Origin of the sequence: Microcoleus sp. N3A4, assembly GCF_036701805.1 — a bacterium.
Lineage (GTDB): Bacteria > Cyanobacteriota > Cyanobacteriia > Cyanobacteriales > Microcoleaceae > Microcoleus.
On sequence record NZ_JAUBRJ010000001.1, the window covers coordinates 111214 to 137778 of the forward strand.

Sequence of the window (26565 nt, forward strand, 5' to 3'; positions counted from 1 at the left end):
AATCTCCAAATTCCATTGAACATCTCATAGCGACGCACCCTACAAATTAGCAGCACACAATATAGCTAATCTAATAGGTCGGGTTCCCGGCGCACAATCGTGTCATAAAGCGGTTGAAAGCTAAACCATCCCATGCGGTGAGTCCCTACTTGTTGCTGTGTCAAACGCGCACATTCCGGCTTGATGAGAATTGGTTTTCCTGCTGCTTCGGCCATTAACTGCGCTTGACAAGAACGTTCCATTGCAATAAACCACCAAGCCGCTTCATCTACTGTTTGACCTACTGTTAACAGTCCGTGATTTTGTAAAATAATCGCTTTTTTATCCCCTAAACTTTTGGCAATTCGTTTAGCTTCTTCGATTTCCAAAACTACTCCGGTGTAATCGTCAAATAAAGCTTGGTCTTCATAAAAAGAACAAGCATCTTGCGTCAGCGGGTCAAGCAGGCGACCGAGAGTTGACCAACTTTTGCCGTAGGGAGAATGGGCGTGAGCTGCTGCTACTACGTCGGGGCGGGCTGCGTGCACTTGGGAATGAATCGCAAAAGCTGCTTCGTTTACGGGTTTGTTTCCTTCCACAACTTCGCCTTTGTGGTTGACTAAAATTAGGTCGCTGACTCGAATTAAACTAAAGTGCATTCCAAAAGAATTGACCCAGAAATGGTCGAGGTGTTCGGGGTCGCGGACGGTGATGTGTCCGGCAATTCCTTCGCTGAATCCGAAGCGGGCAAATAATCGGAATGCGGCGGCTAAACGCTGTTTGCGGTGGCGGCGTTCTTCTTCAACTGAGTTGAATGTTGGGGGTTGAATGGTGACTTTTGGGATTTTTAATGCGACCATATATTTGGGAGTGGGGAATTGGGCATGGGGCATGGGTCATGGGGCATGGGGCATGGGTTACTGCTTATTGGTTATTAGAACCCAAAAATATCCAATAACTAATAACTGCTGACTACTGACTAATGACTGCTGACTGCTGACTTCTTGCTTCTTCGCTGAGGCGCAAACCTGCGATGTTTTTGCAGTCGAAAGTGGCGTTGTTCCCGGGGTGGCGCTCAATTAATTCGATAATTTGTCCGGCGGGGTTTTGCAGAAACCACTGGGTTAATGAGCCGTAGTCTAAGGGTCGATCGGACAGCGGTTGAAAGTTTTTATTTTGCCATATTGTAGCAGCATTCTGCACGTTTTCGACTCGAATCGCAACGTGGTGAACTGCTGCTAATCCTCTTTCTTGCTGAAAGCGGTTTTTTTGGTCGCCGGCTGCGTGGGGCGCATCTAATACTACTAAGCCGCCCGCTGGCATTAATAAGGTCATTAAATGCAGCCACAAATCGGAGGGAACGTTAATGTTTTCCGAACAAAAGTTGATCGGGAATAAGTCGGGGCCTTCAACTGTTTTGGCGCCGAAGGGGCGAAAAGATTTGGCGTATTTTTCGAGTGCGCTGCGGCTGGGAAATGTGATGACAAAGTGGTCGATCGCAACTTGTTCGTCGTACAGGTGTGTTTCAAACGTCCAGGTTGTTAAAAATTCGGGAGTGATAAATTTGGGGTTGAATTCCAGCAAGCCATTTTTTTCGATGAAAGGTGAGTCAACATGGCTGTCAAGGTTGCGATCGAACTTTAGGGTTTGTAGATTCAAGTTTTTCATCTGTCTTCCCCGATGTTGAAGGACGCAAAACTGCGAATTTTGTCTGCAAGCCGAAGTTAACGCACATTTGGTGCGCCTTAATTCAAAAATAACACAAAATTTAATACTGGCAAGCCGATCGCGCGATCGCAAGTCCCAAACCTTTACACAGCAAATATTCCCCAATCTAAAATCTAAAATCTAAAATCTAAAATCGGATGGTTGGCCGATCGCGTTTCCGGCCAACCACGCCGTAGTCCAAGCACTTTGGAAGTTGAAACCGCCCGTCACGCCGTCGATATCCAAGATTTCGCCAGCAAAGAAAAGTCCGGGACAGCGGCGGCTTTCCATTGTCTTAAAATCGACTTCTTTGAGGTTGACACCGCCGCAGGTGACGAATTCTTCTTTAAATGCGCCTTTTCCGGCAATCTGATATTCGCCTTGAACGAGTTCTTGCAGGAGGCGATCGAGCATTTTATTCGATAAGTCGGCCCAGCGTTTTTGTTCGTCAATGCCGATCGAACTTGTCAAACGTTCCCAGAGGCGGCGCGGCACCGGAAACGGACAGCTAGAGACAATCAATCGGTGGGACAACTGCGACTTAACTGCTAGGAGTTGCTGCCGCAAAACTTCCGCATTGTACTGGGGAAGCCAATTAATCAGCACAGATGTTTTATAATGGCGATCGTGCAAAAATCTCGCACCCCAAGCCGAAAGTTTGAGTACAGCAGGCCCGCTTAACCCCCAGTGAGTAATTAGCAAAGGCCCGCTTTGTTCTAATTTAGCTCCCGGCAATTTCACCTTAGCATTAGGAACAGAAATTCCCGCTAAATCTTTGATTCTGCTGTCGGAAATATTAAAAGTAAATAGAGAAGGAACGGGCAGTTCTACAGTATTACCTAACTCTTTTGCCCACTTATAACCCGACGGATTGCTGCCTGTAGCGAGAAGAATGCGATCGCACTTCAATTTCTCCCCGGATTTCAACTCAATTTCAAACCTAGGGACGGTATCCCCTTGTTCGCCCTCTGCGTTATTCCCGGTTAATTTCGTTACTGAAACTACTGCATCGCCAGTGCGAATTTTTACGCCTGCATCCTCAGCAGCCCGGATCAAACAGTTAACAATTGTCTCCGAATCGTCGGTGATCGGAAACATTCGCCCGTCTTCTTCTGTTTTCAACTTCACGCCGTGACCGGCAAACCATTCAACAGTATCGCGGGGTTGAAATCGAGAAAAAGCACCGCGCAGAGCTTTTCCACCTCTGGGGTAATTCTGCACTAAAACACCGGGGTCAAAACAAGCGTGAGTAACGTTGCAGCGCCCGCCGCCAGAGATGCGAACTTTGGCCAGGAGTTGCCGGCCAGCTTCTAGTAAAGTGACGCGGGCCTGCGGGTAGGTTTTAGCACAGGTAATTGCACTAAAAAAACCCGCTGCACCGCCGCCGATAACTGTAATTTTGAGGATTCGATCGGACAAATTTTTTCTCGCTTATTCTGGTTCAAAATCGGATTTTGCCGCCCCGCAAGTGGGACAAACCCAATCGTCTGGGATATCTTCAAAGGCAGTACCGGGATCTATGCCCGAGTCGGGGTCGCCTATTTCTGGATCGTAGACGTAATTGCAAACTGTACAAACGTATTTTTGCATTTGCTTAACTCAATTTTATATTGCAAGCCTATAGATTGTACTTGACAACGCAACCTAATGCAATACTAATTTCAAAAAGTAATGAGATTTTCGGGAATTCCCAAATTATTATTAAAAATTAAGTTGTTCACAATTATAAAATCTAAAATCTAATTAAGTTGTTCACAATTATAAAATCTAAAATCTAAAATCTAAAATCTAAAATCGTCAAAGCCTCTAGAAGCACAGTTCTAGAGGCGGAATTTTATTTTTTATTAGTTTGCTGCCATTGGAAGACTAGACTTTTGCTAAAGGCTTAGTCCAAACGCCGTTTTCATCTTCTTCGTACTGCTGGTGAATGGCGTCCCAAGCGGTGTGTTCCGCTTGTATCGAGTCGTTGGTTTCGTCAAATGCGGCGTTGTAGGATTCGATAAAGGTTTTTTGAGCGGCTTCCGACAGGTGCGATCGCACTTCTGGAGACAAATCTGCCGGACTATTGCAGCGACCTTTAACGGCGCGCGGCAGGGTCTTCTCGCTAACTGAAACTTCTTCGCCACCTGCACTTTCTAGCAATAGTTGAAATTCGCCCGATTTATCTGCGGGAACTTCTGCCATCACGAGAAATTCGCCTGCTTCAACGCGGGTTTGATAGATAGTGGCTTTGTCTTCGGGCATTCCCAAAGCGACCAAAGCGGAAACTAGACCCGCACCGGCCGAACCTGCGATCGCCCCGCTAGCTGCACCCAACAGTGCAGCACCCAGCGGGCCCGCCGAGACTACCGCACCAACAAAGGGAATAAACAGCACGCCGACGCCAGTTAGCAAACCCAAAAAAGAACCGAATAAGGAACCAAAAATCGCCCCGCTTCGCAGACCGCCTAATATCACATCTTTTTTAGTAATAAAGCCGGCAATTTTAGTTTTAGATTGAAAGTTTTTTCCCATTACTGAGATGTGGTCGCGGGAAACTCCGCGATCGAGCAACCGCCGAATTACGCCGTCTAATTGTTCTTCTTCCTTAAATACGGCTGAAACTGTGCGTTCGGCTAAATATTCCTCTGTCATTGTTCCTCCTTGATGGTTTTTCCATTAGTTGTATTGGTTTTCAGTATAGGAGGACACCGCAGGGCGATCGCATCGACCGCGAGATAGAGGTCGATCGACGGCTGGTAGATTGAGTCTATATCAAAGGAGTTAAAGAGGCTGCTAGTTTCCGGTGTTATCGGTTATTTCAATCTTTTATTCATATCTAATGTACTCAGCTAAAAATACCAATTCATTGATCATTTCTTCGGCTGATTTAGCAGCAATCAAGTTGAAAAACCCCCGCAACTGATCGCCAATCGAGTACCGCTGTTGCACTCCCATAATAATTCCAGCATGACCGATATCTTTGGCAATAAAGGTACTGTGCAAACGACAAAAATCTTTAGTGTTGAAACTGTATATGGCACGCCCTTGCTCCGCGGCCCAGATCAGTTGTTCCTCATCTGAACAGCTAAGCTTGTTAGCGTCCGAGGTAGTTATTACGTCTACACCAGAGGTTCGCAGAGCGAGTATCAGCGAGCGTTGGAGAATATCCTCATCCATGTATAAACAAATTCGGCTCACGATAGCTTACCTGCCATATATTCTGCTTCCAAACGGTCATACTCTTCGTAGTAAGCTGCTATTTCGGCGTCCGTTGCTTCCTTGTTCGCGTAATAGTAAGTGAGTGCTGCATAAATTTGTGCTAAAGTCAAATGCGGTATTTCATCAATGATTTGCTGTGGAGTCATCCCGGCATTAAAATCAATAGCAATATTCTGTACCGTAATTCTAGTTCCTGCAATTCGCGGGCGGCCGCCGCAAGTTCCGGGCGTGCGGACAATTAGCGTTCCAATATCAACGGCAGTTGTCATATTTACCTCGATTGAGTTAACTTTATCCTATTGTAACGCAGCTTCATTTCTACCCGATCGCACTAAACAACATTAATCAATGCCACTATCACCCCTGTTTCCTGTGATTCATCCCATTCTCAAATCTGCTTTTCCCAGATGTCTGTGGACGGGAGATATCAACAGCCGAGAAATTGCCCTAACATTTGACGACGGGCCGCACCGGCAGCACACACCTCAACTGTTAAAAGTTTTAGATAAATACAACATCAAAGCTAGTTTTTTCTGGCTGGGATTTTGCGTTGACAGGCATCCAGAAACGGCTAAGGAAGTTTGCGATCGCGGACACTGGATCGGCCTCCACGGCTACCAGCATATATCGTTTCCCAAACTCAAAACCCACGAACTAAAACAAAGTTTAGAAGACACGCAAAAAGCAATTGCCAAAGCTTGCGATTTAGACCCAGAATTGATCCGGGACGTGCGGCCGCCCAACGGCATTTTTACGCCGCGAACATTAGAGTTATTGCAGCAGTGGGAATATCGCCCCGTAATGTGGAGCGTCGTCCCGGAAGATTGGGTGCGGCCGGGGGTGAGGAAAGTTATTAGTCGCGTCGTGCAGCAAACTGAAAGCGGATCAATTATTGTACTGCACGACGGCTTTTGCGGTGGCGAAGATGTTGCAGCTTCTGCTGATAAAATAATTCCATTGCTTTTGTATAAAGGTTACAAATTTGTGACAGTAGAGCGACTTTGGCAACAAGCAAACATTCAAATAACCGGAAATTAAGTTAATGAAAAAAACACTGTTTATTGCATCTCTTTGTTTGGCGAGCGCCGGATGGGCGATTCCCTACGGGATAGCTTCGCTTCACGAGCTTTCTCCTGTTTCCCTCAGTGCTGAAGCTCCACTTGTAGTGCAGCAGCCAGCCCCTGGCGTATCCGCGCCTGCTCCCAACTCTAAAACCCCGCAAGTGGAACTGCTAAATCCGGGAGTGGAACCCCGACAGCAACTGCGCTTAAAACCAGCTATCGATGTCAAAGAAACAAGTGTTATCACCGTAAAAATGGATATGGAAATATCCGCATCCGGTCGGTCTTCGCCTGGGGGTAAAATTCCAGTATCGGTGATGACTTTCGAGACCAAAGTCACTAAAATCGATCCCAACGGCGATATTTACTACGACTTTGCTTATACTAATGCAGATATCGTCGGTGATACTGGAAATACCCAGCCCGCCGCCCTAGATGCCATGCGTTCTGCACTCAAAAACATTGTGGGAGTGAAAGGATCTTTCATCATGGACAATCGCGGTTTTCATAAAGGAGGTGACATTATTTTGCCCGAAGGAGCTGACAAAAACGTCAAACAAATGGTTGGACAAATGTCTAAATCTCTAGAGCAAATTGCCTCGCCGCTGCCTGCAGAAGCAGTCGGAAAAGGAGCCAAATGGCGCGTTTCTTCTTCCTCTGATTTCAGTGGCATTAATGTGAATCAAATTGCTACTTATGAATTGGCTAGCTGGCAAGATGGAGTTGCCTCTATGAATGTAAGCATAGAGCAGCAAGCAAACCCCCAAAATATTACCTCTCCCCTACTGCCTGCTGGAACTACCTTAACCCTAAAATCTTTTAGTTCTCAGGGTCGGGGAAAAGTTACAGGGCGCTTGGATAGATTAATTCCTTTTCGCTCTACTGTGTCTATTAGTTCAAATAGCGAAATGAGTGCTAAAAATGCTGGCAGCTCAGAAGAATCAACAATCACAACAAAAATGGCGATGGAGATGACTTTAGAGTCGAAGTAAGCTTTATACCAACTCGAAAAAGTAGGGACACGGCAATGCCGCGTCCCTGGCGGCAGCTAAATTTTTAATAAATGGTATTAAATCGGGCTAATATACTTGATATTATGTAAAATTTCCGAAAGTTTCGATCGCAAATTTGGAAGTAGAGGAGGCTGTTCTATGGTTCGATCGCACAGATGGCAAGCTATCATCACTTTAGTGGTAGCCCTGGGGATAATCATCGGGAATTTAGTGTTTCCGGGCCTGAATGTAGCGCCGGCATTTGCTGAACCCAAATTTAAGGATGTTAACGACCATTGGGCGCAAGCTTGCATTGAGGAGTTAGCAGAGAAAAAAATTATCACCGGCTACTACGAAGACGGCACTTTTCGCCCGAATCGCCCCGTCAGCCGCGCTGAGTTTGCGGCAATGATTCGCATGGCTTTTCCCGATGCCAAAACCGTCCGCAATCCGATCGACTTTGCAGATATTCCTACAAATTACTGGGGTTTTAAAGCGATTCGAGAAGCTTATCAAACAGGTTTTATGTCTGGATACAGCGGGAGTATTTTTAACCCGACTTTGAATGTTACCCGCTGGCAGGTTTTGGTAGCTTTAAGCAGCGGCTTGAAATATACACCTGCGGGGCCGGCGGCTGAGACTTTGGATGCGACTTTTGAGGATGCACCGGAAATTCCCGAACTGGCAAGAAATGCGATCGCCGCCGCCGCAGAAAAACAACTTGTGGTCAATTATCCCGCCGTCAAACAGCTAGAACCTACACGCAATGCTACTCGCGCCGAAGTAGCAACTTTTCTCTGTCAGGCGATCGCCAAACCAGGTCAAACTGCCTTAGTTCCTGCCCAATATATCGCCCAAGTTCCGCCGAATATCGGCCCGCCGAGAACAACAGAAATCTCCGAAGCTGCGAAAGTTCGGGCGGAAGTTTCTTTCGTAAAAGAAGCAGAAGATGCTAAAAATCTCCGCATCAAAATTATCCGCGACGGTAAAACTTTATTAGAAGAACCAGTGCTGATTCCGACTCGTTCTCTAGTAGATAATCCCGACCAAAGAGCCAGCGAAGAAGTATCAGAAGGACGTTTTTTATCGCTGCTAATTCGCGATTTTGACGGCGACAAGGAACCGGAAGTGCTAGCAGATTTAGTTTCAATCAAAAGCGGCGTCCGCTGCTGCAATTATTCGTTTATTTACCGCTACGATTCCGGCGCTAACAAATACACTCATATCAAGCATTTCTGGGGCAATGTGAGTTACGAAATTGTTGATTTTGGGAAAAATGATATCCCAGAGTTCAAGAGTCAGGACGGGCGATTTGCCGAGGCTTTTACAAATTATGCTGATTCTCGCTTCCCGCTGCAAGTTTGGCAGTACCGCGCCGGAAAAATGCAAGATGTTAGCAAACAGTATCCGGTGGAAGTATACACGAATTCTGCTGAGCTTTGGCTGGAATCTAACAAGCGTCTGAGTGAAAATGGGGAGGCGAAAGGGGTTTTGGCGGCCTTCATGGCAACCAAGTATGTCATGGGCCAGGAGGCGGAAGGTTGGCAGTTGTTGGAGAGGGTTTATCAAGGGCGCGATCGCACTCAATTCTTTGGGAAGTTGCGGGAGTTTTTGGTAAGTACGGGTTATGCTAGTAAGTAGATTTGCAGGTCTTTAACCGCTGATTTAAGGATCGTGGATTAAATAACTTCCGTAGGTTGGGCCCGTGGCACGAACCCTCCGTTTCACTCCGCCCAACAATCAAGCGTGGGGTTGGGTTTCGTTCCTCAACCCAACCTACAAAAAATGCAAGTTATTTAATTCTCATTCCTAAGCGGATAAACGCTGATAATATCTGTGGGGGCGGGTTTATTTAAATCTTTAGTTACAGCCACGTATGGTGGGTAAAACCAGCCCCTACAGAATTCAAATATTCATCTAATTTGCGATCGTGCGGCTGAAAATACTCGCGCAATCGCTGGCTGACAACATCATCCGCAGGCTGATAATCACCACCGTTGTACTTTTGATAATTCCCGAGTTGAAAATCTGGCAAATCTAAAAACTCAAAAACTTGTTTGAGTGTCGCAGCCGGATTGGCATAAAATTCTTCACTCTGCAAAATCAAAAACTGTTCCCTGGGAAAAATTCTCATCCACTGTTTGAGACTGCAAGCATAAAGACTCTTATAAATATAATGACAATCTTTCCAATGATTTCTATCTTCTAAGCTGGTTTCGGTTGCGCCATCAAGCAATTGCAACTCGGAACCGATCGCCTTTTCAAAACTTCTGCCTTCCGTACCGCGTCTCACTAGCATTTGATAGTGCGAAAAAGCCCGATCGACCGGATTTCTCAAAATCACAATCAGCTTAACTTTGGGCAAACAACCGTGCAATCTTTCCGCAGCCAGCGGGTGAGTGAGATAAGTCGGAGTTGCTTCTCCTGTCAAAAAATGATGCGCGTCTATTGATGGCGGGAAATGCGATCTATACCAAGCTATTCCCTTGTTGAAATGTTCTGAAAAAAAACAGATTTCTTTATTGGCTGCCGGTAAAATCTGAGGGTGCGAAGTGATATATTTGTAGAGAGAAGTTGTGCCGCAACGGGGAGAACCGATGATAATGAAATCTGCCGATCGCGATGAGGCCCAATTCCATTCTACTTGCGACAGTTGCGGGCGAGATGCGACTGTTTGCAAACGAACCGCGGTTTGAAAAAGCCCGATCGACTCCTGAATTTTTCCCTGCTTGCTCAGCGCTACAGCCAAGTTAATGTAAGCTAATGGAAAATTTGGCAAAATCTCGATAACTTCGCGGTAAAGAGCAACCAGGCTGTCAATCAAAGGAGAATCTTTAGGCAGCGGCGCGTACAGCAAGGGGAAGTAAGCAGCAGTAAAGTTTGGTTGGAGGAGAATGGCTTTTTGGTGACAGGCGACAGCTTCGGCAATTTGCCCGTTTTGTTGCAGCGCTTTTCCCAAATTGTGGTAAGCTGAGGGCGAATTGGGATTTTGGGCGATCGACTGTTCGTAAAGGGCGATCGACTCTTGCAATTTTCCCTCATCCTTCAAACTATCTCTAACAGTATCTGTAAAAGTGCGATCGTCTCCGAGGGCTTCGCTAACGGCAAAACTCATGCTGGAATCCTGTAATAACCGCGCATCATCACCTTAACATCTAAATGCTTCATTTCGGCAGTAGAAGCATCGTGAATCATATTCTCAGTCGGTGCAATATAAGCCTCGCCCGGTGCAATTCTCAGCTTCACCACCGGATATTCTGGATAGCGCTGCATAAACTCATTGGTTAACTGTCGCGTCCAAGGTTTTCCAATATCAGAATCACCGCACCCCAGCATTTCAAAAATGTCCATCTCAGTCAAATTCACAAACAAAAAGTAACGGCTATCCCGCCCTAAATTCACGCAAATCCGATTAGTAGCCTCCTGCTTTTTCACCAGCGGCAACCCGTCCCAATTATCAGTATGCAAACCGTTGCGGCAGCCCCGTTTATTATCAATTGTTGCCGTACTCAATCCCGGTTGCCTGCCTCCCATACCGTTAATAATCGGCGGCGCATCCGACAGACAAAAAGGCTGAAAATACTCAATTAATTTATCGAGTGCCTGCCGACATTTGTCCTCGGATTTAAACTCAGCAACCTGTAGCGGAGTTGTTAGCGAAGCGATACCGGCAGCAGCAAACAAAGCTAAAACATCCGCAGGTAAACGCACAATTCCTACACCAGAATATTGCGGTGGGGGTTCATGAACCCAAAGCAGTGCAGACTCTGCCGGTGTCGGTTCCCTCCAAGGTTCTTTTGGCATAAAAGCCTCTTGGCAATACTGAATGCGATCGGGTACGCTGTCAAAAGCTAGCTGCGTGCCCGAACTCAGCCGCACTCTAGGAATTTGCAACTCTGGTTCTGTTGTTTCTGACTCCAGATTTTGGCAGCGATAAATTACTATACTTTGACGGAGACTGGACATTATTTAATATTGATTAATCGCAATTCTCAAAAAAAAACAGTTTTTAGTCTGGACTTGAGTTTTTTCTTCTGAGTTTCAGAACTTAGGTAAAAAGTGGTTTGAGGTGCTACTTATAGCGGTAAGGTGCGAAGTGCAAACCTGCAATGCAGCAGATTCCAAGTTTATGAAGTACACCCGCCTATCGCTCCCCGTAGGGACACGGCACTTCCGTGTCCCTACCTCTGCCATGTACTTTTTATCCTTTAGTAATCTTCCTCATCCCTCATGAGTGCAATGGGTGCAGTGAGTGCAGTGAGTACACATCGCTCCCACCTCAAACCCTTCAGCATGGGGAAACTGCCAGAGAGTTTGCGTTAAAGTTGCGGGGTCAATATCCGGCCGGGGAACTGAGGAAAGAGTCAAAACGCGGGCTTCATCGTCTGTACTTTCTACCAAAATTTCGCCCTCAGCAACTTTAATTGCATCTCGGTGCAAAATGCTGATGCCGAACATATCAGTCATCCCCAATTCGGACAGTTTACCTGCTATTTCATTGAGAAATTCTGAGTTATTGACAACTGCTTCTGACCGTTTAATTGCTGCCGACACAGCTTCACTAACGCGGACAAATTCTAAGGGAAACCAAACCCAGTTGCCTGATGCTCGATCTTTTTCAACCTTCCACATATATGGAATAGCATCGCCGTATTCTGCCGTCGGCTTGACATAAGCACTGTTGCCGTCAAACTCTTCGACCAACCTTTCGTTATCCGCCAGGTCAAAGTGTTTGTGAAGCAAGCAAATACCTACTTGCTTTTGCAAGCCGTGACGGCGGATAATAGCACCCAGTTCTGTCATGTTGTCTTGGGCTTGCTCTAGCAGGTCTCTAGCCGTAAAAAAATGCTCTAAACTATCGAAAACATCTGGTTTGTAAGATGTCAGCATACAGGTTTAGGTTTCCTTCTAAATATTCACTAGATAGAGCATATTTAACTTGATCTCGAATGTCAACTGTTTGCCTGCCATCAATACATTAATCTTTTTTATATGTAAAATTACTAAGATTTTGTAAAGAGATACCAAAAACTGTTGCTTTTTGATAAGCCAAGTTAAAATAAATATCAAATTATACATTTGAGCGCTAAAAATGGTATATCCACCTGCACCTTGGAATCTGCAAGGTTATGCTGTTCAGACTTTACAATTGGTAGATGTGGCACGAGTGCGCCCCTTGGTTCCTTCTGAGTTAGAAATTGTCTCTTTATTGCCGGGAAAAACGCTAGGTGGCATTTATATATCCTCCTACGGCTTGGGTTCGGTGATGGAGTACAATGAGTTAATTGTAGTGAGCGCGATCGTCAATTATGCAGGAAAATGGGGCGCTTGGATTTCCCACATCTACGTAGACAATCCTAACTCGGTAGCCGGCGGGCGCGAAATTTGGGGACTTCCTAAAGAATTAGCTACATTTAGTTGGGAAGGCAGCGATTCGGTAAAGGCAGCACCGCTAGGCTACCGCGTCACAGTTCGCCAAGAAAACTGTCAACTGTGCAGTCTCAATTACACCCAGCAAAGTTTAGCTTTACCGCTGTCTTTGAGCGGAAAGTTTTTTAGCGCTAACCGCAGCAATTTGCTGTTGTTTAAAGGAGAATTTGGCTCTCGAATCGGCTTGATTAGAGGCCAGTTAGAAGTGGCAGAAGAAAGTCCTTTTGCCAGTTTAAACTTAGGTCAGCCATTGCTAACTCTTGGCTGCGAAGATATGCGTTTAATTGCAGGTGCGCCGGAAGTTGTGGGAAACAGATCCCTTGAATTCAGTTATTAGCTGTAAAGTGCGGATATTCGCAGTAAACCTAAAAAAACAGAACAGCCAGAAACCCGGTTTCTGGCGCGGCGTATTAGTTTGAGCTACTTACTAATACAGCAGATTCCACATTTATGAACTACACCCGCCAGTGAGCTTCCCTGTAGGGACACGGCACTGCCGTGTCCCTACACTTCACAAACCTGGAATACGCTGTATTTTTGAGGACTTACGCATCAAACGGCTAAAAACCCGGTTTCTTCCTAGATGCCTCGTTGTCGCACCCAATATTCTCCTAGAAACCGGGTTTTTTTTCGTAATACCAATTCTCGCCTCCACAAAGCAACAATGATGAGTGTGGGTTTGTTTACGCTCATTATTCTGCACCGGTGCGTCGCTCAAAGATTGTGGATATTATTTAAAATTTTTGATGGCGACGCACCCTACAGATACTGTTGCATGAGTTTGGAGAATTAGTATAAGTCCTATTTTTAAATGCCAGCACCCGGAGCGGCTTCAGCACCCATTTCTAAAATTGTGCCGCGAAGGAAATCAATTTGCTGCTGGAAGTCCATGCCCTCAATCTTTCCTAATAAAGCTTTTCCTGCTTCGGGAAGTTGATAGTCGGGAGGCACGGGAATAATAGTTCCTTCGTCCATTCCTACTGCTAGGAAATACCAAAAAGCCAGCTTGGTTTCAGGACTCATTGAACCGTACATCCGGCTGATTTCTGTATTGGCTTTTGAGGCAATGTCGCGCATTACTTGTAGTTGTGCTTCGTGGGGCAGCGGCTTGACTTGCTCGAACAAACCCTGAGCGATTTCGGAACCGGAAGCACCGGGAGCTGCTGGCGTTATTGACTTGCCCATTTTCGTGTAAACAAACCACAGCAAACCTAATTGGTCGTCTACACTCAAGCTCTGAATATCTGCTTTTCCTTGGTCGTAAGCACTGGTAGTAAAAGTCATTCAAGCCTCCAAAATAATATGTATTGCTCAGTTTTCTTATTTGTGAGAAAACTTTTGTTTGCTACTTAATTAAAGTATCTAATAAATAGTGATGCTAGAATCTTGCTTAAGACAGAGATGGTTCCCAACATAAGTTCGTCAAGTAAATTCACCAAAATAGGGAAAATTTGCAACCAAAGGATGAGGCAAATTTGACAATATTGTTGTGAGCTGTACTCCTGATTAGCATTGTTTAGCCGATCGACGATCGCCTATAATCGCAACAGACCTGTATTGAGGTGGCTGTTATGTCGATCGCAACTGCAAAACGCTTCACCATAGCGGAATATCACCGCCTGACAGAACTGGGGTTCTTTGGTGAGGACGATCGAGTTGAGTTAATTAATGGAGAACTTGTGAAAATGGCAGCTAAAGGTACCGCTCATTCAGTTTGCGAGACACGCTTGGAACGCGAGTTATTTAAGCTGCTGGGAGAACGGGCGACACTGCGAGGACAACAACCGATTATTCTGCCGGATGACAGCGAACCAGAACCCGATCGCGCGATCGTCCAAAATCGCCCTGATGACTATTTATCCTCTCATCCCACAAGAGCGGATATATTGTTACTGATTGAGATTGCAGACTCTTCTTTGAGTTACGACAAACAGGTCAAGTTGCCCCTTTATGCTGAAGCGGGTATCTCTGACTATTGGATATTTAACTTATTAGAAACTTGTTTGGAATGTTACAGCGATCCGTATCAGAATTCGCAAGGCAAATTTGGTTATCGCGTCAAGAGAATTTTTCTGCCTAACGAGACAGTTGCCCTCCCTAATTTTGGGGATTTGTCCCTAGATTTATCTAAAGTATTTCCTCCTAATTTTATCGGCGATAAATAATATCATTTCCGGTGGCATCGGAATCATATATTTGGATAATGTCAGCGCTCACGTCGTCCTCGCTCGCGGTATAGATCGCGAGCGAGGACGCTCGCACTGCATAGTAATTCCAATGCCACTAAATCATATCAATTCCGTTAGCATCGGAATGATATAAACGGAGGACACGGCAGTGCCGTGTCCCTACAATTGATCGTGGTAGGGACACGGCAGTGCCGTGTCCTCGCTTATCATTCCGGTGCAGCCGGAATTGATATCAACCCGACATATGATAATACGCATTCCCAAGAAAATAGGGTTCTACCGAACCTAGTATGTAAAACTAACTAGCAAAATGCCAATGTAAGAAGCTCCTAAGAATAAAGTTGTCAAAATTTCTAAACCCATAGCCTTTTCTTTTGATGAGCTTTAATTTGTTATTAATTCCTTCCACAACTCCTTGAGTAGTCCTCCGATCAAAATACGCAATAATTTCTCCAATCCACCTAATAATTGTCCCACAGCTTTTGGGGAAAACGGAAATTGCATCTTTTAACCAATCACTTAAACTAAATAATCCTTCTACCCAATCTTTTGGGGCTTCAAAAATTTGTCTAAACTCTTCTTTCATTTGATGCATTTTTTGTAATGTAGGAGCAACTTTTTTGAGTGATTCTAACTGCTCTTTTTCGAGGTCAGTGAGATCCTCTTCATTTTTTAGTAAGACATATTTACTTTTTTTTATTCCGGAGAGTAGTCGCGATTTTTCCGAGTTATTTTTTAAGGCAACGGCTGCTTTCTTAATCTTTTTTCTAGCTCCATCTAATTCTTCATTTACTTGCTTCATAACATGAAATCTATCGGCCACAACTTCTGCTTGTGGCATTAAAGCTTCTGAGACATTTTTATAAGGTTTCCACATATCTATACTGACTTCTTCTATTTGGTCTAAAACCTCTTCTCCCCAGGCTTCTAGGTATTTTTGTATTTCCACTTGAGTTCGATTTTTGACCATTCCTACTATAATTTTTTTATCGATATCTACTAAAACTACACAATAATTTTTCTGTCCTTTTACTAGAGCAATTTCATCAATTCCTAGCCTTTTTAATCCTGATGGTTTTTGTCCGATCAATTCCTTTCCCCATTCTTTTAACATGGTTTCTATTTCTTGTTCGCTGACTCCATTCCTTTGAGCCACATTTTTAATATCGCTTTCTAATAATTCTGACAAAATCTTTTTTTTCAACCTCTCTGTATAGGTTCTAGTTTTTTTAACAAATTCTAAGTCTTCACTAAATTTTTTTGGGCAACCTTCACACCTCATCTGACGGCGATTTACTTGTAAATATACTTTTTGCTCTCCAAACGGCAAATCCCTCACTACATAATAATGATTTTGATGGAGTTTATCAGTTTTCTTCCCACAGTCGGGACAAATGGCTTTTTTGTTGTTATTATCTAAGTAAATCGTGATTCCTATATTTTCAATAATCTGATAACTTTTGACGGTCACTCCCTCAATATTAAGGAGTTTCGTCATTAGATGAAGTTGAGGATTGGAAGCCATAGGTATAATTTTTATCTTAATTTCTCTAAAATCTAACTTTATTATACTACAAAAAGCCCTGTAAGTCAATATATAACTGCTTTGCCAGCGCCTAATGTTTATATTTTATAGTTAATTTTTATAAAAATTATTAACTTTTTTACATACTAGGTTCGGTAGAGCCGAAAATAGGCTGGCAAATAGCCAGCCTAGAAGAATCAGGAGAAAGTTAATTGAAACTCGTTTAAAGTCTAGCTAAACAAACCCGAAATACCGCCGACTGCTATTGCTCCAGCCAAAGCCGAAACAACCACAGAAGTTAGAGCCGTACCGAACAGCCACCAAGCTGCGGCTGCTGCCGCTTCGCGCGCATCTTCTGCTTGCTGCTTGGTCTTTTTCTTGATCTCTTTGATGCGTTTTTTGGCTTCAGTTTGCAGGCGTTCCGAGCGCAATAAAACGCTGTCCCGGGCTCCTTCAATTTGGTCAACAATTCGGTGAGCGTCTGTCTCGGAAATATCGGAACGAGAACTCAGCAGGGCAACTAAAGTACCGCGATCGAACTCACCTAAACGCTCTTTAATCGCGTCAAATCCGGCCTGCGGGTCGTCAAACACTTTGCGGAAGTCCCGCTTGATGCCTTCGTAGTTGAGCTCCGGTCGATCGAGCGAATTGAGGTAATCCCGAATTTTCGCGAAAATACCGTCGATTGCTGACTGAAACTTGTCCTGAACCATTTGAACTTGTTCGACAATTTGGTTGCGGACAGATTCAATTTGGTCGGCAATTTTGTTAGCTTCCTCTTCCGAGATGTCTTCCCGCTGCGACAGCAATGCTACCAGAGTCGATCGATCGAACTGCTTCACGCGATCGCCCAAACTTTGCATCCCCGCTCCCGGTTCGTTAAACAGCAACTGCAAATCGCGTTTGATCCCTTCAGGATTCAGCTCTTCCTTGTTGGTATTCTGCAAGTAATTTTCCAAATTTCCTTGGAAATCCCGGACTGTTTTTTGAGCGCGAGATGCCAAGCGGCGGGGCGATTTCACGATGCTGCGAATCGAATTTTGCACGCGATCGATCGTCCGATTTATCTGTTCTTCGCTCAAATCTTCCCGCTGCGAAAGCAGCTTAACTAAAGTTTCGCGATCGACCTGAGAAAGTCTTTCCCGAAGTGCCAAAGCACCCTCTTTCGGATTTTCAAACAATTTAGTCAAATCCCGATTGATGGCTTCTGGATCGAGTTCTTCCAGGTTTGTATTCCGCAGGTACTCGCCAATTTTTGCAGTAACTTCCTCGTACTGCTTCTTAGCTTTATCCGCCACTATTTGCGGCGCGTTGATAATGTTGTCGCGCACAGATTCGATCCGGTCGATCGCCTGATTTACCTGTTCTTCGCTGAGGTCTTGGCGCTGTGACAGCAACTGCACCAGCGTATCGCGGTCGAATTGAGACAAGCGTTCTCTCAGCGCTTTAAATCCGGCTTCCGGGTCGTTTAACAGCGTTTGAAACTCGCGCTCGATCGCTTCAGGATTGAGTTCTTCCTTATTAGTATTGCGGAGATAGTCTTCCACCTTTTGCCGCAATTCTTGCGCTTTCGATTTCGCTTGCTCTTGCAATTCTTGAGCTCTTGAAATTACTCGATCGCGCGAACTTTCGAGCTGCCCGATTAACCGATCGGCTTCCTCTGGACTGAAATCTTCCCGCTGACCGAGCAACTGCACCAAAGTATCGCGGTTAAACTGGGACAGGCGATCGCGCAAAGCCTCAAAACCAGCATCCCGGTCTTCCAAAAGCGCTTGGAAATCCCGCTCGATACCTTCAGGATTCAATTCCTCCTTGCCGGTCGATCGCAAATAATTCTCAATCCGGCTCCGCAAATCTTGAGACTGTTCTTTACCAGCAGCATCTCGCACAATTTCCAACACTTCTTGGCGGACACTTTCAAGCTGTTGAGCAATTTCCGTCGCCTGTTCGGGAGCAAACCCCTCGCGGCGGCCCAGAATCCCTACAAAATAATCGGGATTAAACTGCTCTAACTGGCGCAAAACTGCCCCAGGAGAAGCCTCCGGGTCGTAAATCACATCCCTAAATTCCTGCTTGATTGTCTCCGGGTTGAGATGCCAAGGTTGGGCATTCATCAAGTAGTTTTCCACATCAGCCTTAGCTGTATTGAAAGGCAGCGCAGGCACTTTGTCGCCCACCTGAGAAGCCAAAGATTTAGCTTTTTCCGTGCCTTTTGCTGTCAGTTGCTGCAACTGACCGGAGATTTTTTCCACATCCAAATCCGACAAATCCGTCCGCGATAAAACAGTACCCACAAGAGCTTCGACACCCAACTGCATCGCTCGTTTCATGCCGCTGCTGGATTCCGATTTGTTTTCCCTACTTTCCAGAATTTGAGACAGCTTGGCGTTTAGTTCGTCAGACTTCAGCAAATCGGGAGCCGCAAACTTGAGAAAATCAACCAACTCTAAATTCGGGTCTTTCTGCCCTTGCTGCTTGCCGAATGTTTGCTTCCAAACGCCTTCGAGTTGGTCGGAAACTTGATTTATTTCTTCCTTAGAAAAGTCGGTGCGGCTGCTAATTAAATCCACAAAAGTCTGGCGGTTAACATTCTTCAGAACATCGCTTCCCGCAAGAGATTTGATATCGGCATCGCCCAGCAACTTTTCAAATTGACTGCGAATTTCCTTAACATCTAGTTTCGGTAACTGCAAAGAACCCACATAATCTTGCACTGTTTCGCGAATGCTCTCCGTGTCTACAGCCGAACTCAACTCGCGGCGGACAGCGGCAACAGATGCCTCTACAGTGTTGACCATTTGGTCGCTGGCCATCTTGCCGCCGATCGCTGCACCAGCAGTACCCATGACGCCTTGAACGCCTGAAAAAGCAGTTTTTATCAAGGAACCGATCATAGAACCGACGGCGCTAGAACCTAGCCACACCAGCGTTAAAAAATACGCAGACCAAATAACTACACCAATAATTGCCGCTCCGTCTACCGAGGCAATTGAAGTTAGTTTGACTGCCAGAAAACAAGCTAAAAATAAAGCCAGATTAACTGTGACTAAAATCCAACCCCCGACTAGACCTTCAGTCTTGCGAATTTTAGTGCCTAAACTTTCGGACTCGCCATCATCGTCATCGTCGGGTAAAGCCTCGTCCCAATTTGAGATTTTGGCGGCGATAGAGAAATTTGTTAACAGGAATTGGAAGCCGAAAGCCATAATGACTCCGGCGATTAATGCCACGAAAAACTGCGGGCTTAAAAACATCAGCCCTCCGATATCGGGGTGGTCAAATCGCGCATCTATTTCTACTGGCATTTGAGCAATATTGAATTTGGGACTGTACAGCGACATTAATAACTCGCTTTCAAACATAAATTACCTCCTTCAGTTTGTTTTATGCCTAACTCGGCAGATAGAAAATATCCCCCAATTTTTTTAGAGGGTATTTTGTAATCTTTAGATGATGGTTTGTTTGGGTCAGGCTTAATCTTACGGAAGCCCTTATTAGTGAAATCAGGATGAGTAGTAAATTTAGTTCTCTAGTGTTCTCATCCTTACTGCTTATTATGCCTGTGGAAGCTAAAAAATAAATCCGTCTAAAGTCAGAAATTAGTTTTTATGCGACTGGTAGCAGCCGAGTTAGCATAAAAGCGGCAAGTTTGAGGCGGGGGGCGATCGCCACCAATTATCTATAGTAGTAAAGTGCGAGGCACTTGACTTGATATTGTAGAGTTCGCTATTAACTTAGGATTCTGTTTGATTTTTAGGCTCAAAACGAGCGAGTAATTGCGGGCGATCGAGCTGCATACTCAGTCGCGCGATTTCAAGAAATTCTAGTTGAATCAAAGGCTCAATTATTTGGGCTAATTCTTCATCAATTTCGCCAAATCTTACTTGTAATATACTCTCAAGAATCTCGCGTTTACTTTGCTGAATACCTTGTTCGATACCTTGCTGAATAACTTGCTGAATACCTTGCTCGATACCTCGCTGAGTTGCTTCTTCAAGCCGTTGTAAATAGAGGGGTGATAGTTCCATAATTAACTCCAGATTTTCTCGATAATAAATAGTAAAGTGATATTTAGCGCACCCTACATATCGTAGAGCGCGCTGCTGAGTTAGGATTCCGGTTGGTTTTTCGACGCATCGAAACGAGCTAGTAATTCAGAGCGATCGAGCTGCCTAATTAGTCGCGTGCGATCGAGGGTTTCTAGCTGAATCAAAGGCTCGATTATTTGGGCTAATTCTTCATCAATCTCGCCAAATTTTACTTGTAGCATACTCTCAACCATCAGGCGTTGAGCGCGCTGCATACCTTGCTGAATACCTTGCTGCATACCGCGCTGAGTTGCATCTTCCAGCCGTTGCAAGTAGAGGGGTGACAGTTCCATAATTAACTCCCGATCTTCTCGATCTATGTCTTGGCGGACTTCTAAAATAGTTCGCAAGTTGTACAACAATTCTAACGCACTCACCCGAAACACATTATCTGAGGGTAATTCTCTCAATTCGGCAATAGCTTGCTTCTGCATGTTTCCCTTCCCTAAAACTCTCAGCCACAGCGTTTCGGGAGTGCGGGGCAGTTGGTGAATGGCAACGATCGCTGCTTTCAGAGATGGGCCCAAAAAATAAACTCCATTTACCCAATTTTCCGGTTCGGGAAGGGCTCGAAATCCAGCTAGCATCGTATCGGAAACAGTCGGCGACAGTATCCAGAGTTGGGGCAAGTCTGCCTCTGCAATCCGGGTATTGTCTCTAACTGCGGCCCGTTCAAATTCGGCGTGGATATCGAAGAGTTTGCCCAGACAACTGCGAATTTCTCCGATCTGGACTGGACTGCGGAAGGGTTCAAATACAGCGGGTTGTGCTGCTATTTGACCCAGAATGCCGAGGGCTGTTGGTTCGACTTCCGGTTCCGGTTTCGGGGAAAATAAAACGTCAATCTGCCTCACTTCTCCAGCAACATCCCGGCTGGTTTCTACATTACCGAGAGGGGTTAATAGTTCTTTCAAATACTGTTTGGCAAATTGGTCGTGGATGAATCTGGTCATGATAATTTTTAGCTATCAACTGTTTAAAAACCTCGCCATCAACTGTCAACTGTCAACTGTCAACTGTCAACTGTCAACTGTCAACTGTCAACTGTCAACTGTCAACTGTCAACTGTTTGCAGCATTTACCCTCACAGTTGCGAATGCTGCGAATACATCCGTACTCCTCGAAACGTTTGCTGTGTTTGCGAACAGTAGGATAGGCCAGTAAATATAAGGGAATTCCGATTATTTTGTAAAGCAATCGACCAGCAGCATGAACAATATCCCAAATTTCGCTTAAATTAGGTTCTCGAATAAATTCTCCTATTTCATCTTTTAAGGCAAGCCACTGAGATTGCACAGTAGGAGAGTGACAATTATCAAATACTGCCATACCTTTTTCGTAGTTTTGCCAAATTTTATTCATATATTTAATCAAATCGGGCTTAGTTCTGATAATATCAGAAGTTGATCTAAAATTACAATCATCCGGTATTTTAAGGAAATCAGCTATGCGACTCTCTCAAATGCTTTTTGTCACCCTGCGCGAAGACCCGGCAGAAGCAGAAATTCCCAGCCACAAACTATTACTCCGTGCCGGATACATCCGGCGCATCGGTAGCGGCCTTTACGCTTATCTCCCTTTGATGTGGCGAGTTCTCAAAAAAGTATCTCAAATTGTGCGCGAAGAAATGGACGCTACCGGCGCTCAAGAATGCCTCCTCCCGCAATTGCAACCGGCAGATTTGTGGCGGGAATCCGGCCGCTGGGATACCTATACTCAAGCGGAAGGTATTATGTTTTCCATGACAGACAGGCAGCAGCGAGAATTGGGACTGGGGCCAACTCACGAAGAAGTAATTACTACAATTGCTAAAGATATGATTCGTTCCTATCGGCAATTACCTGTGCATCTTTATCAAATCCAAACTAAGTTTCGCGATGAAATTCGCCCGCGTTTTGGGTTGATGCGCGGTCGCGAATTCATTATGAAAGATGGCTATTCTTTCCACACTAACGAAGAAAGTTTGAAAAAAACTTATCAGGATATGGCTCAAGCTTACAGCAATATGCTGCGCCGATCGGGCTTGCAATTCCGAGCAGTAGATGCTGATTCTGGAGCAATTGGCGGCTCTGGTTCTCAAGAGTTTATGGTGTTGGCTGAAGCGGGAGAAGATGAAGTTCTCTATACTGAAGACGGTCAGTATGCAGCTAATGTGGAAAAGGCTGTATCGATGCCTGCTGATGCCGAACCGTCGCCCTTTGCCACTTTTGAAAAGCGGGAAACGCCGGGAACTGAAACAATTGATAAACTTTGCAAATTTTTGAAATGTTCTCCGACGCAAGTTGTCAAAAATGTGCTTTACCAAGCTGTTTACGACAATGGCATGACTGTTTTGGTATTGGTAAGCATTCGCGGCGACCAAGATGTGAATCAGGTAAAGTTGCTGAATGAGTTGACGAAGTTAGCGGGCAATTATCAAGCTAAAACTGTTTTATTTCTGACTGTTCCCGATGCGGAAGCTCAGCGGAAATGGGCTGCTAAATCTTTACCTCTCGGTTATATGGCTCCCGATGTTGCTGATGATTATATCGCTGGAAGCAAGGAGGTAAACTCTAAGTTTTTGCGTTTAGTCGATCGCACCGCAGTTGACCTGACAAACTTTGTCACTGGTTCTAACGAATCAGGATACCACGTTGTCGGGGCCAATTGGAATCAAGAATTTCCGCTACCAGCAACGGTTGTGGGTGTCAGAACTGCCAAAAAAGGCGATCGGGCCGTGCACAACCCCGAACAAACGTTGCAAAGCGCCAGAGGCATCGAAGTGGGTCACATCTTCCAATTAGGCACCAAATACTCCCAAGCAATGGGCGCCACCTACACCAGCGAACAAGGCGAAGAAATGCCCTTTCTTATGGGCTGCTACGGCGTCGGCGTGTCGCGGCTAGCTCAATCGGCCGTAGAACAATCCTACGACAAAGACGGGATAATTTGGCCGGTGGCGATCGCCCCGTATCACGCCATTATTAGCATCCCCAATATTTCCGACGCCCAACAAATAGAAGTCGCCGAAAAACTCTACGCAGAACTCAACCAATCTGGCATTGAAACCTTACTCGATGACCGCGACGAACGAGCCGGAGTTAAATTCAAAGATGCTGATTTAATCGGCATTCCCTATCGCATTGTTCCGGGTCGTTCGCTGAAAGCAGGCAAAGTTGAAGTCGTGGAAAGAGCCAATCACAAATCACATGAAATTCTCATTGATGAAGTAAATTCTACTTTGAAACAGTGGATTGAAGCCGCCATCAACTAAGACTTTTTAATTGGTAAAGTGCTGTGTGCATCGCCCTACATTAGCGCCCTACGTATAGGGTAAGGTGCGGTGTGCATCGCCCTACATTAGCTTGCTTATTTGTTTTTCCCTCTTCCTTCTTCCTTCTGCTGTGAACTTTAAAGACCAAATGTGAAATTCCCTAAAACTTAAAACTCGATATAAATCTGAAGCTAAATCATTTTCTTCGATTCCCAGCAGTGGCGATCGCCCAAATGGCCCTCGATATGCAGCAGGCTATTACCGAATTTAGCAATACCCACAGCCAAGCTTTCAGCATCAGAATCGGCATCAACAGCGGCCCGGTTGTCGCCGGAGTCATTGGCATCAAAAAATTTATCTACGATTTGTGGGGAGACACCGTTAATACCGCTTCCCGCATAGAATCCCACGGCTTGCCGGGGTATATTCAAGTCACGCCTGCAACTTATGAGCGATTGCAAGACAAGTATTTATTGCAAAGTCGCGGCACAATTAAAGTCAAAGGCAAAGGAGAGATGAACACTTATTTTCTTACAGGCATGAAAGTATAGCAGAAGGCAGAAGGAATAAGCAATATAAGAACTCATGTTTCAGCAATTGAAAATCTCCTAATAGTCCGGCGCGGTTGCTATAGTTAGTTAAAAATATAAAACTCAGTATGAACCCAAACAAAAATCTGTTTCTGCGATTTGCTCAATCTACAAATTGGCAATACTTAGCAAAAATAGCTGCCGTTGCTTTTGCTTACGCTTTAGGAGCAAAAATAGCAGTTTCAATCCCAGGTGTAAATAAATTAGCTACCTGCGTCTGGCCGCCCGCAGGAATTGCACAAGCTGCAATTTTATTATTTGGTCGGCGCGTTTGGCCGGGAATAGCTTTAGGCGTATTTTTTTACGAGACTATTAACCTGAATATCTCCTTAACAAGTGCAACAATTAGTGCTTTGTGCGCTTGTTTACAAGCTTTGTTCGCATTTACTTTGCTGCAAAAGCTCAAGTTTCGCCCCTCACTCGATCGGCTCATCGATGTAGTCAATTTAGTTTTTTGCGGTGCTGTAGTTGCCACTCAAATCAACTGCACTCTCGGCACGCTGCGCCTCTGTGTAACTGGTTTAGTTGACTGGAGCGAATATTGGCAAATTCGGTGGAATTGGTATCTGGGAGATACATTGGGAGTTTTGATTTTTACTCCCTTGCTGCTGATTATATACAAAAAACAAGCGGCACGCAATTCACAAAATACAGGCAGGAAAACAATTGCAAATCGAATTGGTGCCGGAATATGCCTGCTGTTATTAGTAACAGTCAGTTGGCTAGTATACAACTCAAAAAGTGAAGGTAATCTCTCCGGTTATCCCCTCGAATACTTGCCATTTCCATTGGTAATTTGGGCAACCATTCAATTCGGCCAGGGCGGGGCTGTTTTAGCATCTTTCATTGTATCCAGTATCGCCATTTGGGGCGGTTCTCAGGGAGGCGGCCCCTTTATTGCCAAAGCGGAAAATATCAATCAGGCTATCTTGTTTTTGCAGGCTTTTATGAGCGTAATTGTAGTTACATCACTGCTGTTGGCTGCCACTGTAGCCGAACGCGCATCAGCAGAGGATTCGCTGCGGCAAAGCGAAATTAAGTATCGGGAATTAGTGGAAAATGCTAACAGCATTATTTTAAAAATAGATACGGAAGGAAATATTACTTTTTTTAACGAGTTTGCACAGAAGTTTTTCGGTTACGACGAAAAAGAGATAATTGGCAAACACGCAGTGGGAACAATTATTCCCGAGATAGATACAAAAGGAAATGACTTGGGAGCAAAGTTGAGAGATATTTTGCAAAACCCAGAACAATACACGCGAAATGAAAATGAAAGTATGCGGCGCAGCGGCGAGCTGGTTTGGGTATCGTGGGCAAATAAACCGCTGTTTGACGCGGCAGGAAAGTTTGCGGGAATGCTGGGAGTCGGTACGGATATCACAGACCGCAGGCGAGCTGAAATGGCGCTTTACAAGCTGAATGAAGAGTTAGAATTTAGAGTAAAAGAACGAACTAATGCTCTCAATGATACTTTAAATGCACTGCGAGTTCAACAGGAACAATCAGAACGCTTGCTGTTGAATATTTTGCCTGAAGAAATAGCAAATCGTTTGAAGCGGGGAGACAGTACGATCGCAGATACTTTTGCTGATGTTACGGTCTTATTTGCCGACATAGTAGGTTTTACTCAACTCAGTTCGCGAGTTTCTCCAACGCAATTAGTTTCCTTGCTGAATGACATCTTTTCGACATTTGACAACCTAGCAGAAAGGCACGGTTTGGAAAAAATTAAGACGATTGGCGACGCTTACATGGTAGTTGGAGGGCTGCCAGTTCCTCGCCAGGATCACGCAGAAGCGATCGCAGAAATGGCTTTGGATATGCAGCAGGCAATTACTGACTTCAGCAATACGCACAGCCAAGCTTTCAGCATCAGAATCGGCATCAACAGCGGCCCGGTTGTCGCCGGAGTCATCGGTATTAAAAAATTTATTTACGATTTGTGGGGAGACACCGTTAACACCGCTTCCCGCATGGAATCTCACGGCAAGCCAGGGAGTATTCAGGTAACAGAGACAACTTATCAACAGTTGCAAGAAAAGTATTCCTTTGAAAACCGCGGCGCGATCGAAGTTAAAGGCAAAGGCCAGATGACTACTTATTTACTGAAAGCCAGAAAATGGCTCTAGTAAAGGTTTTTCTCTAAAAGTAAGGGCGATCGCGCGAGTTAATTTGCACGATCGCCCTTTTTATAATAAATTAACCAAGTTTTTTTAAAGCTTGTAAAGGTTAATTCCAGCTTCCTTCGCCATTATTTCCAAACCCTTGTGTTGCAAAGTTTTAATCGCCTTCGTAGAAAGGTGCAATCTTACCCAGCGCTTCTCTTGCGGCCACCAAATCCGCTTCCACTGCAAATTTGCGTCTTGCAACTTGTGAGTGCGGTGGTGCGAGTGAGAAACCGCAAAACCGTTATTCGCCTTCTTTCCCGTTAGCTGACATTTCCGTGACATATTGCCCTCCAGATTACCGTTTTTTTGCGTGCAGCCTTTTATTATATAGCAACAGCGCAGAACCCCCCTAGCCCCCCTTGTTAAGGGGGGGACAAAA

23 protein-coding genes and 2 pseudogenes are annotated in these 26565 nt (G+C 45.0%); 8 read left to right on the forward strand and 17 right to left on the reverse strand.

Annotated elements, in window-relative coordinates:
- Positions 1–65: 65 nt before the first annotated feature.
- The 7 genes from QUA56_RS00570 to QUA56_RS00600 form a co-directional block, all read right to left on the reverse strand.
- Positions 66–839 (reverse strand): class II aldolase/adducin family protein, encoded by a 774-nt coding sequence (locus QUA56_RS00570; RefSeq protein ID WP_333352169.1) that lies wholly within the window; start codon positions 837–839, stop codon positions 66–68.
- A gap of 112 nt (positions 840–951) precedes the next feature.
- Entirely contained in the window at positions 952–1647 is a 696-nt protein-coding gene (locus tag QUA56_RS00575; protein ID WP_333351896.1) for a hypothetical protein, read from the reverse strand.
- Positions 1648–1827: 180 nt separating this feature from the next.
- A complete protein-coding gene (locus QUA56_RS00580) occupies positions 1828–3105 on the reverse strand; it encodes an NAD(P)/FAD-dependent oxidoreductase (RefSeq protein WP_445242862.1) in 1278 nt (425 codons plus the stop codon).
- 12 nt (positions 3106–3117) lie between these two features.
- A complete protein-coding gene (rd, locus tag QUA56_RS00585; RefSeq protein WP_333351898.1) occupies positions 3118–3276 on the reverse strand; it encodes a rubredoxin in 159 nt (52 codons plus the stop codon).
- Positions 3277–3552: 276 nt separating this feature from the next.
- Positions 3553–4320, reverse strand: a complete 768-nt coding sequence (locus QUA56_RS00590; RefSeq protein ID WP_333351900.1) for a ChaB family protein — start codon at positions 4318–4320, stop codon at positions 3553–3555.
- Positions 4321–4494: 174 nt separating this feature from the next.
- Complete coding sequence (locus tag QUA56_RS00595) at positions 4495–4866, reverse strand: DUF5615 family PIN-like protein (protein WP_333351902.1); 372 nt, start codon at positions 4864–4866, stop codon at positions 4495–4497.
- Positions 4863–5156 (reverse strand): DUF433 domain-containing protein, encoded by a 294-nt coding sequence (locus QUA56_RS00600; RefSeq protein ID WP_333106892.1) that lies wholly within the window; start codon positions 5154–5156, stop codon positions 4863–4865. The genes QUA56_RS00595 and QUA56_RS00600 overlap by 4 nt, the downstream gene beginning before the upstream one ends.
- Before the next feature lie 79 nt (positions 5157–5235).
- On the opposite strand from QUA56_RS00600, the gene QUA56_RS00605 reads away from it, so the two are divergent.
- The 3 genes from QUA56_RS00605 to QUA56_RS00615 all read left to right on the forward strand — a co-directional run bounded on the left by QUA56_RS00605 (position 5236) and on the right by QUA56_RS00615 (position 8581).
- The gene (locus QUA56_RS00605) at positions 5236–5925 is read left to right on the forward strand and encodes a polysaccharide deacetylase family protein (RefSeq protein ID WP_333351904.1); all 690 of its coding nucleotides are present in this window, start codon (positions 5236–5238) and stop codon (positions 5923–5925) included.
- Between the two features lie 4 nt (positions 5926–5929).
- Positions 5930–6940: a DUF6263 family protein gene (locus QUA56_RS00610; RefSeq protein ID WP_333351906.1), complete on the forward strand. Its 1011-nt coding sequence runs from the start codon at positions 5930–5932 to the stop codon at positions 6938–6940.
- 159 nt (positions 6941–7099) lie between these two features.
- Complete coding sequence (locus tag QUA56_RS00615) at positions 7100–8581, forward strand: S-layer homology domain-containing protein (RefSeq protein ID WP_333351908.1); 1482 nt, start codon at positions 7100–7102, stop codon at positions 8579–8581.
- A 223-nt stretch (positions 8582–8804) separates the two neighbouring features.
- On the opposite strand, the gene QUA56_RS00620 is transcribed toward QUA56_RS00615, so the two are convergent.
- The 3 genes from QUA56_RS00620 to QUA56_RS00630 form a co-directional block, all read right to left on the reverse strand.
- The gene (locus QUA56_RS00620) at positions 8805–10055 is read right to left on the reverse strand and encodes a sulfotransferase (protein WP_333351910.1); all 1251 of its coding nucleotides are present in this window, start codon (positions 10053–10055) and stop codon (positions 8805–8807) included.
- Positions 10052–10906, reverse strand: a complete 855-nt coding sequence (locus QUA56_RS00625) for a hypothetical protein (protein ID WP_333351911.1) — start codon at positions 10904–10906, stop codon at positions 10052–10054. Before QUA56_RS00625 ends, QUA56_RS00620 begins: the two co-directional genes overlap by 4 nt.
- A gap of 255 nt (positions 10907–11161) precedes the next feature.
- The gene (locus QUA56_RS00630) at positions 11162–11830 is read right to left on the reverse strand and encodes a glycerol-3-phosphate ABC transporter substrate-binding protein (protein ID WP_333351913.1); all 669 of its coding nucleotides are present in this window, start codon (positions 11828–11830) and stop codon (positions 11162–11164) included.
- 202 nt (positions 11831–12032) lie between these two features.
- On the opposite strand from QUA56_RS00630, the gene QUA56_RS00635 reads away from it, so the two are divergent.
- Complete coding sequence (locus QUA56_RS00635; protein WP_333351915.1) at positions 12033–12707, forward strand: acetoacetate decarboxylase family protein; 675 nt, start codon at positions 12033–12035, stop codon at positions 12705–12707.
- Between the two features lie 470 nt (positions 12708–13177).
- On the opposite strand, the gene QUA56_RS00640 is transcribed toward QUA56_RS00635, so the two are convergent.
- Positions 13178–13654 (reverse strand): orange carotenoid protein N-terminal domain-containing protein, encoded by a 477-nt coding sequence (locus QUA56_RS00640; protein WP_333351917.1) that lies wholly within the window; start codon positions 13652–13654, stop codon positions 13178–13180.
- A 287-nt stretch (positions 13655–13941) separates the two neighbouring features.
- Here QUA56_RS00640 and QUA56_RS00645 point away from each other — a divergent pair, with 287 nt between their 5' ends.
- Positions 13942–14535: a Uma2 family endonuclease gene (locus QUA56_RS00645; RefSeq protein WP_333351918.1), complete on the forward strand. Its 594-nt coding sequence runs from the start codon at positions 13942–13944 to the stop codon at positions 14533–14535.
- Positions 14536–14857: 322 nt separating this feature from the next.
- Here QUA56_RS00645 and QUA56_RS00650 read toward each other — a convergent pair whose 3' ends face one another.
- From QUA56_RS00650 to QUA56_RS00670, 5 genes and pseudogenes are all read right to left on the reverse strand, one after another.
- Positions 14858–16084, reverse strand: a complete 1227-nt coding sequence (locus QUA56_RS00650) for an ISL3 family transposase (protein WP_333351920.1) — start codon at positions 16082–16084, stop codon at positions 14858–14860.
- A gap of 230 nt (positions 16085–16314) precedes the next feature.
- A complete protein-coding gene (locus tag QUA56_RS00655; protein WP_333351922.1) occupies positions 16315–19446 on the reverse strand; it encodes an MFS transporter in 3132 nt (1043 codons plus the stop codon).
- Between the two features lie 372 nt (positions 19447–19818).
- Positions 19819–20133, reverse strand: a pseudogene (locus QUA56_RS00660) (hypothetical protein); the annotation flags it as partial.
- Between the two features lie 59 nt (positions 20134–20192).
- On the reverse strand, positions 20193–21125 hold the full coding sequence (locus QUA56_RS00665) for a hypothetical protein (RefSeq protein ID WP_333351924.1): 933 nt from the start codon (positions 21123–21125) through the stop codon (positions 20193–20195).
- 94 nt (positions 21126–21219) lie between these two features.
- A complete protein-coding gene (locus QUA56_RS00670) occupies positions 21220–21534 on the reverse strand; it encodes a hypothetical protein (RefSeq protein WP_333351925.1) in 315 nt (104 codons plus the stop codon).
- Between the two features lie 85 nt (positions 21535–21619).
- Between QUA56_RS00670 and proS the strand changes: the two genes are divergently transcribed.
- The 3 genes and pseudogenes from proS (at position 21620) to QUA56_RS00685 (ending at position 26147) form a co-directional block, all read left to right on the forward strand.
- Positions 21620–23425 (forward strand): proline--tRNA ligase, encoded by a 1806-nt coding sequence (gene proS, locus QUA56_RS00675; RefSeq protein ID WP_333351927.1) that lies wholly within the window; start codon positions 21620–21622, stop codon positions 23423–23425.
- A 215-nt stretch (positions 23426–23640) separates the two neighbouring features.
- Positions 23641–23976 (forward strand): annotated as a pseudogene (locus QUA56_RS00680) (adenylate/guanylate cyclase domain-containing protein); the annotation flags it as partial.
- Between the two features lie 107 nt (positions 23977–24083).
- Positions 24084–26147 (forward strand): adenylate/guanylate cyclase domain-containing protein, encoded by a 2064-nt coding sequence (locus tag QUA56_RS00685; RefSeq protein ID WP_333351929.1) that lies wholly within the window; start codon positions 24084–24086, stop codon positions 26145–26147.
- 84 nt (positions 26148–26231) lie between these two features.
- Here the strand turns inward: QUA56_RS00685 and rpmB are convergent, their stop codons facing one another.
- On the reverse strand, positions 26232–26468 hold the full coding sequence (gene rpmB, locus QUA56_RS00690; RefSeq protein WP_333351931.1) for a 50S ribosomal protein L28: 237 nt from the start codon (positions 26466–26468) through the stop codon (positions 26232–26234).
- Positions 26469–26565 lie beyond the last annotated feature (97 nt).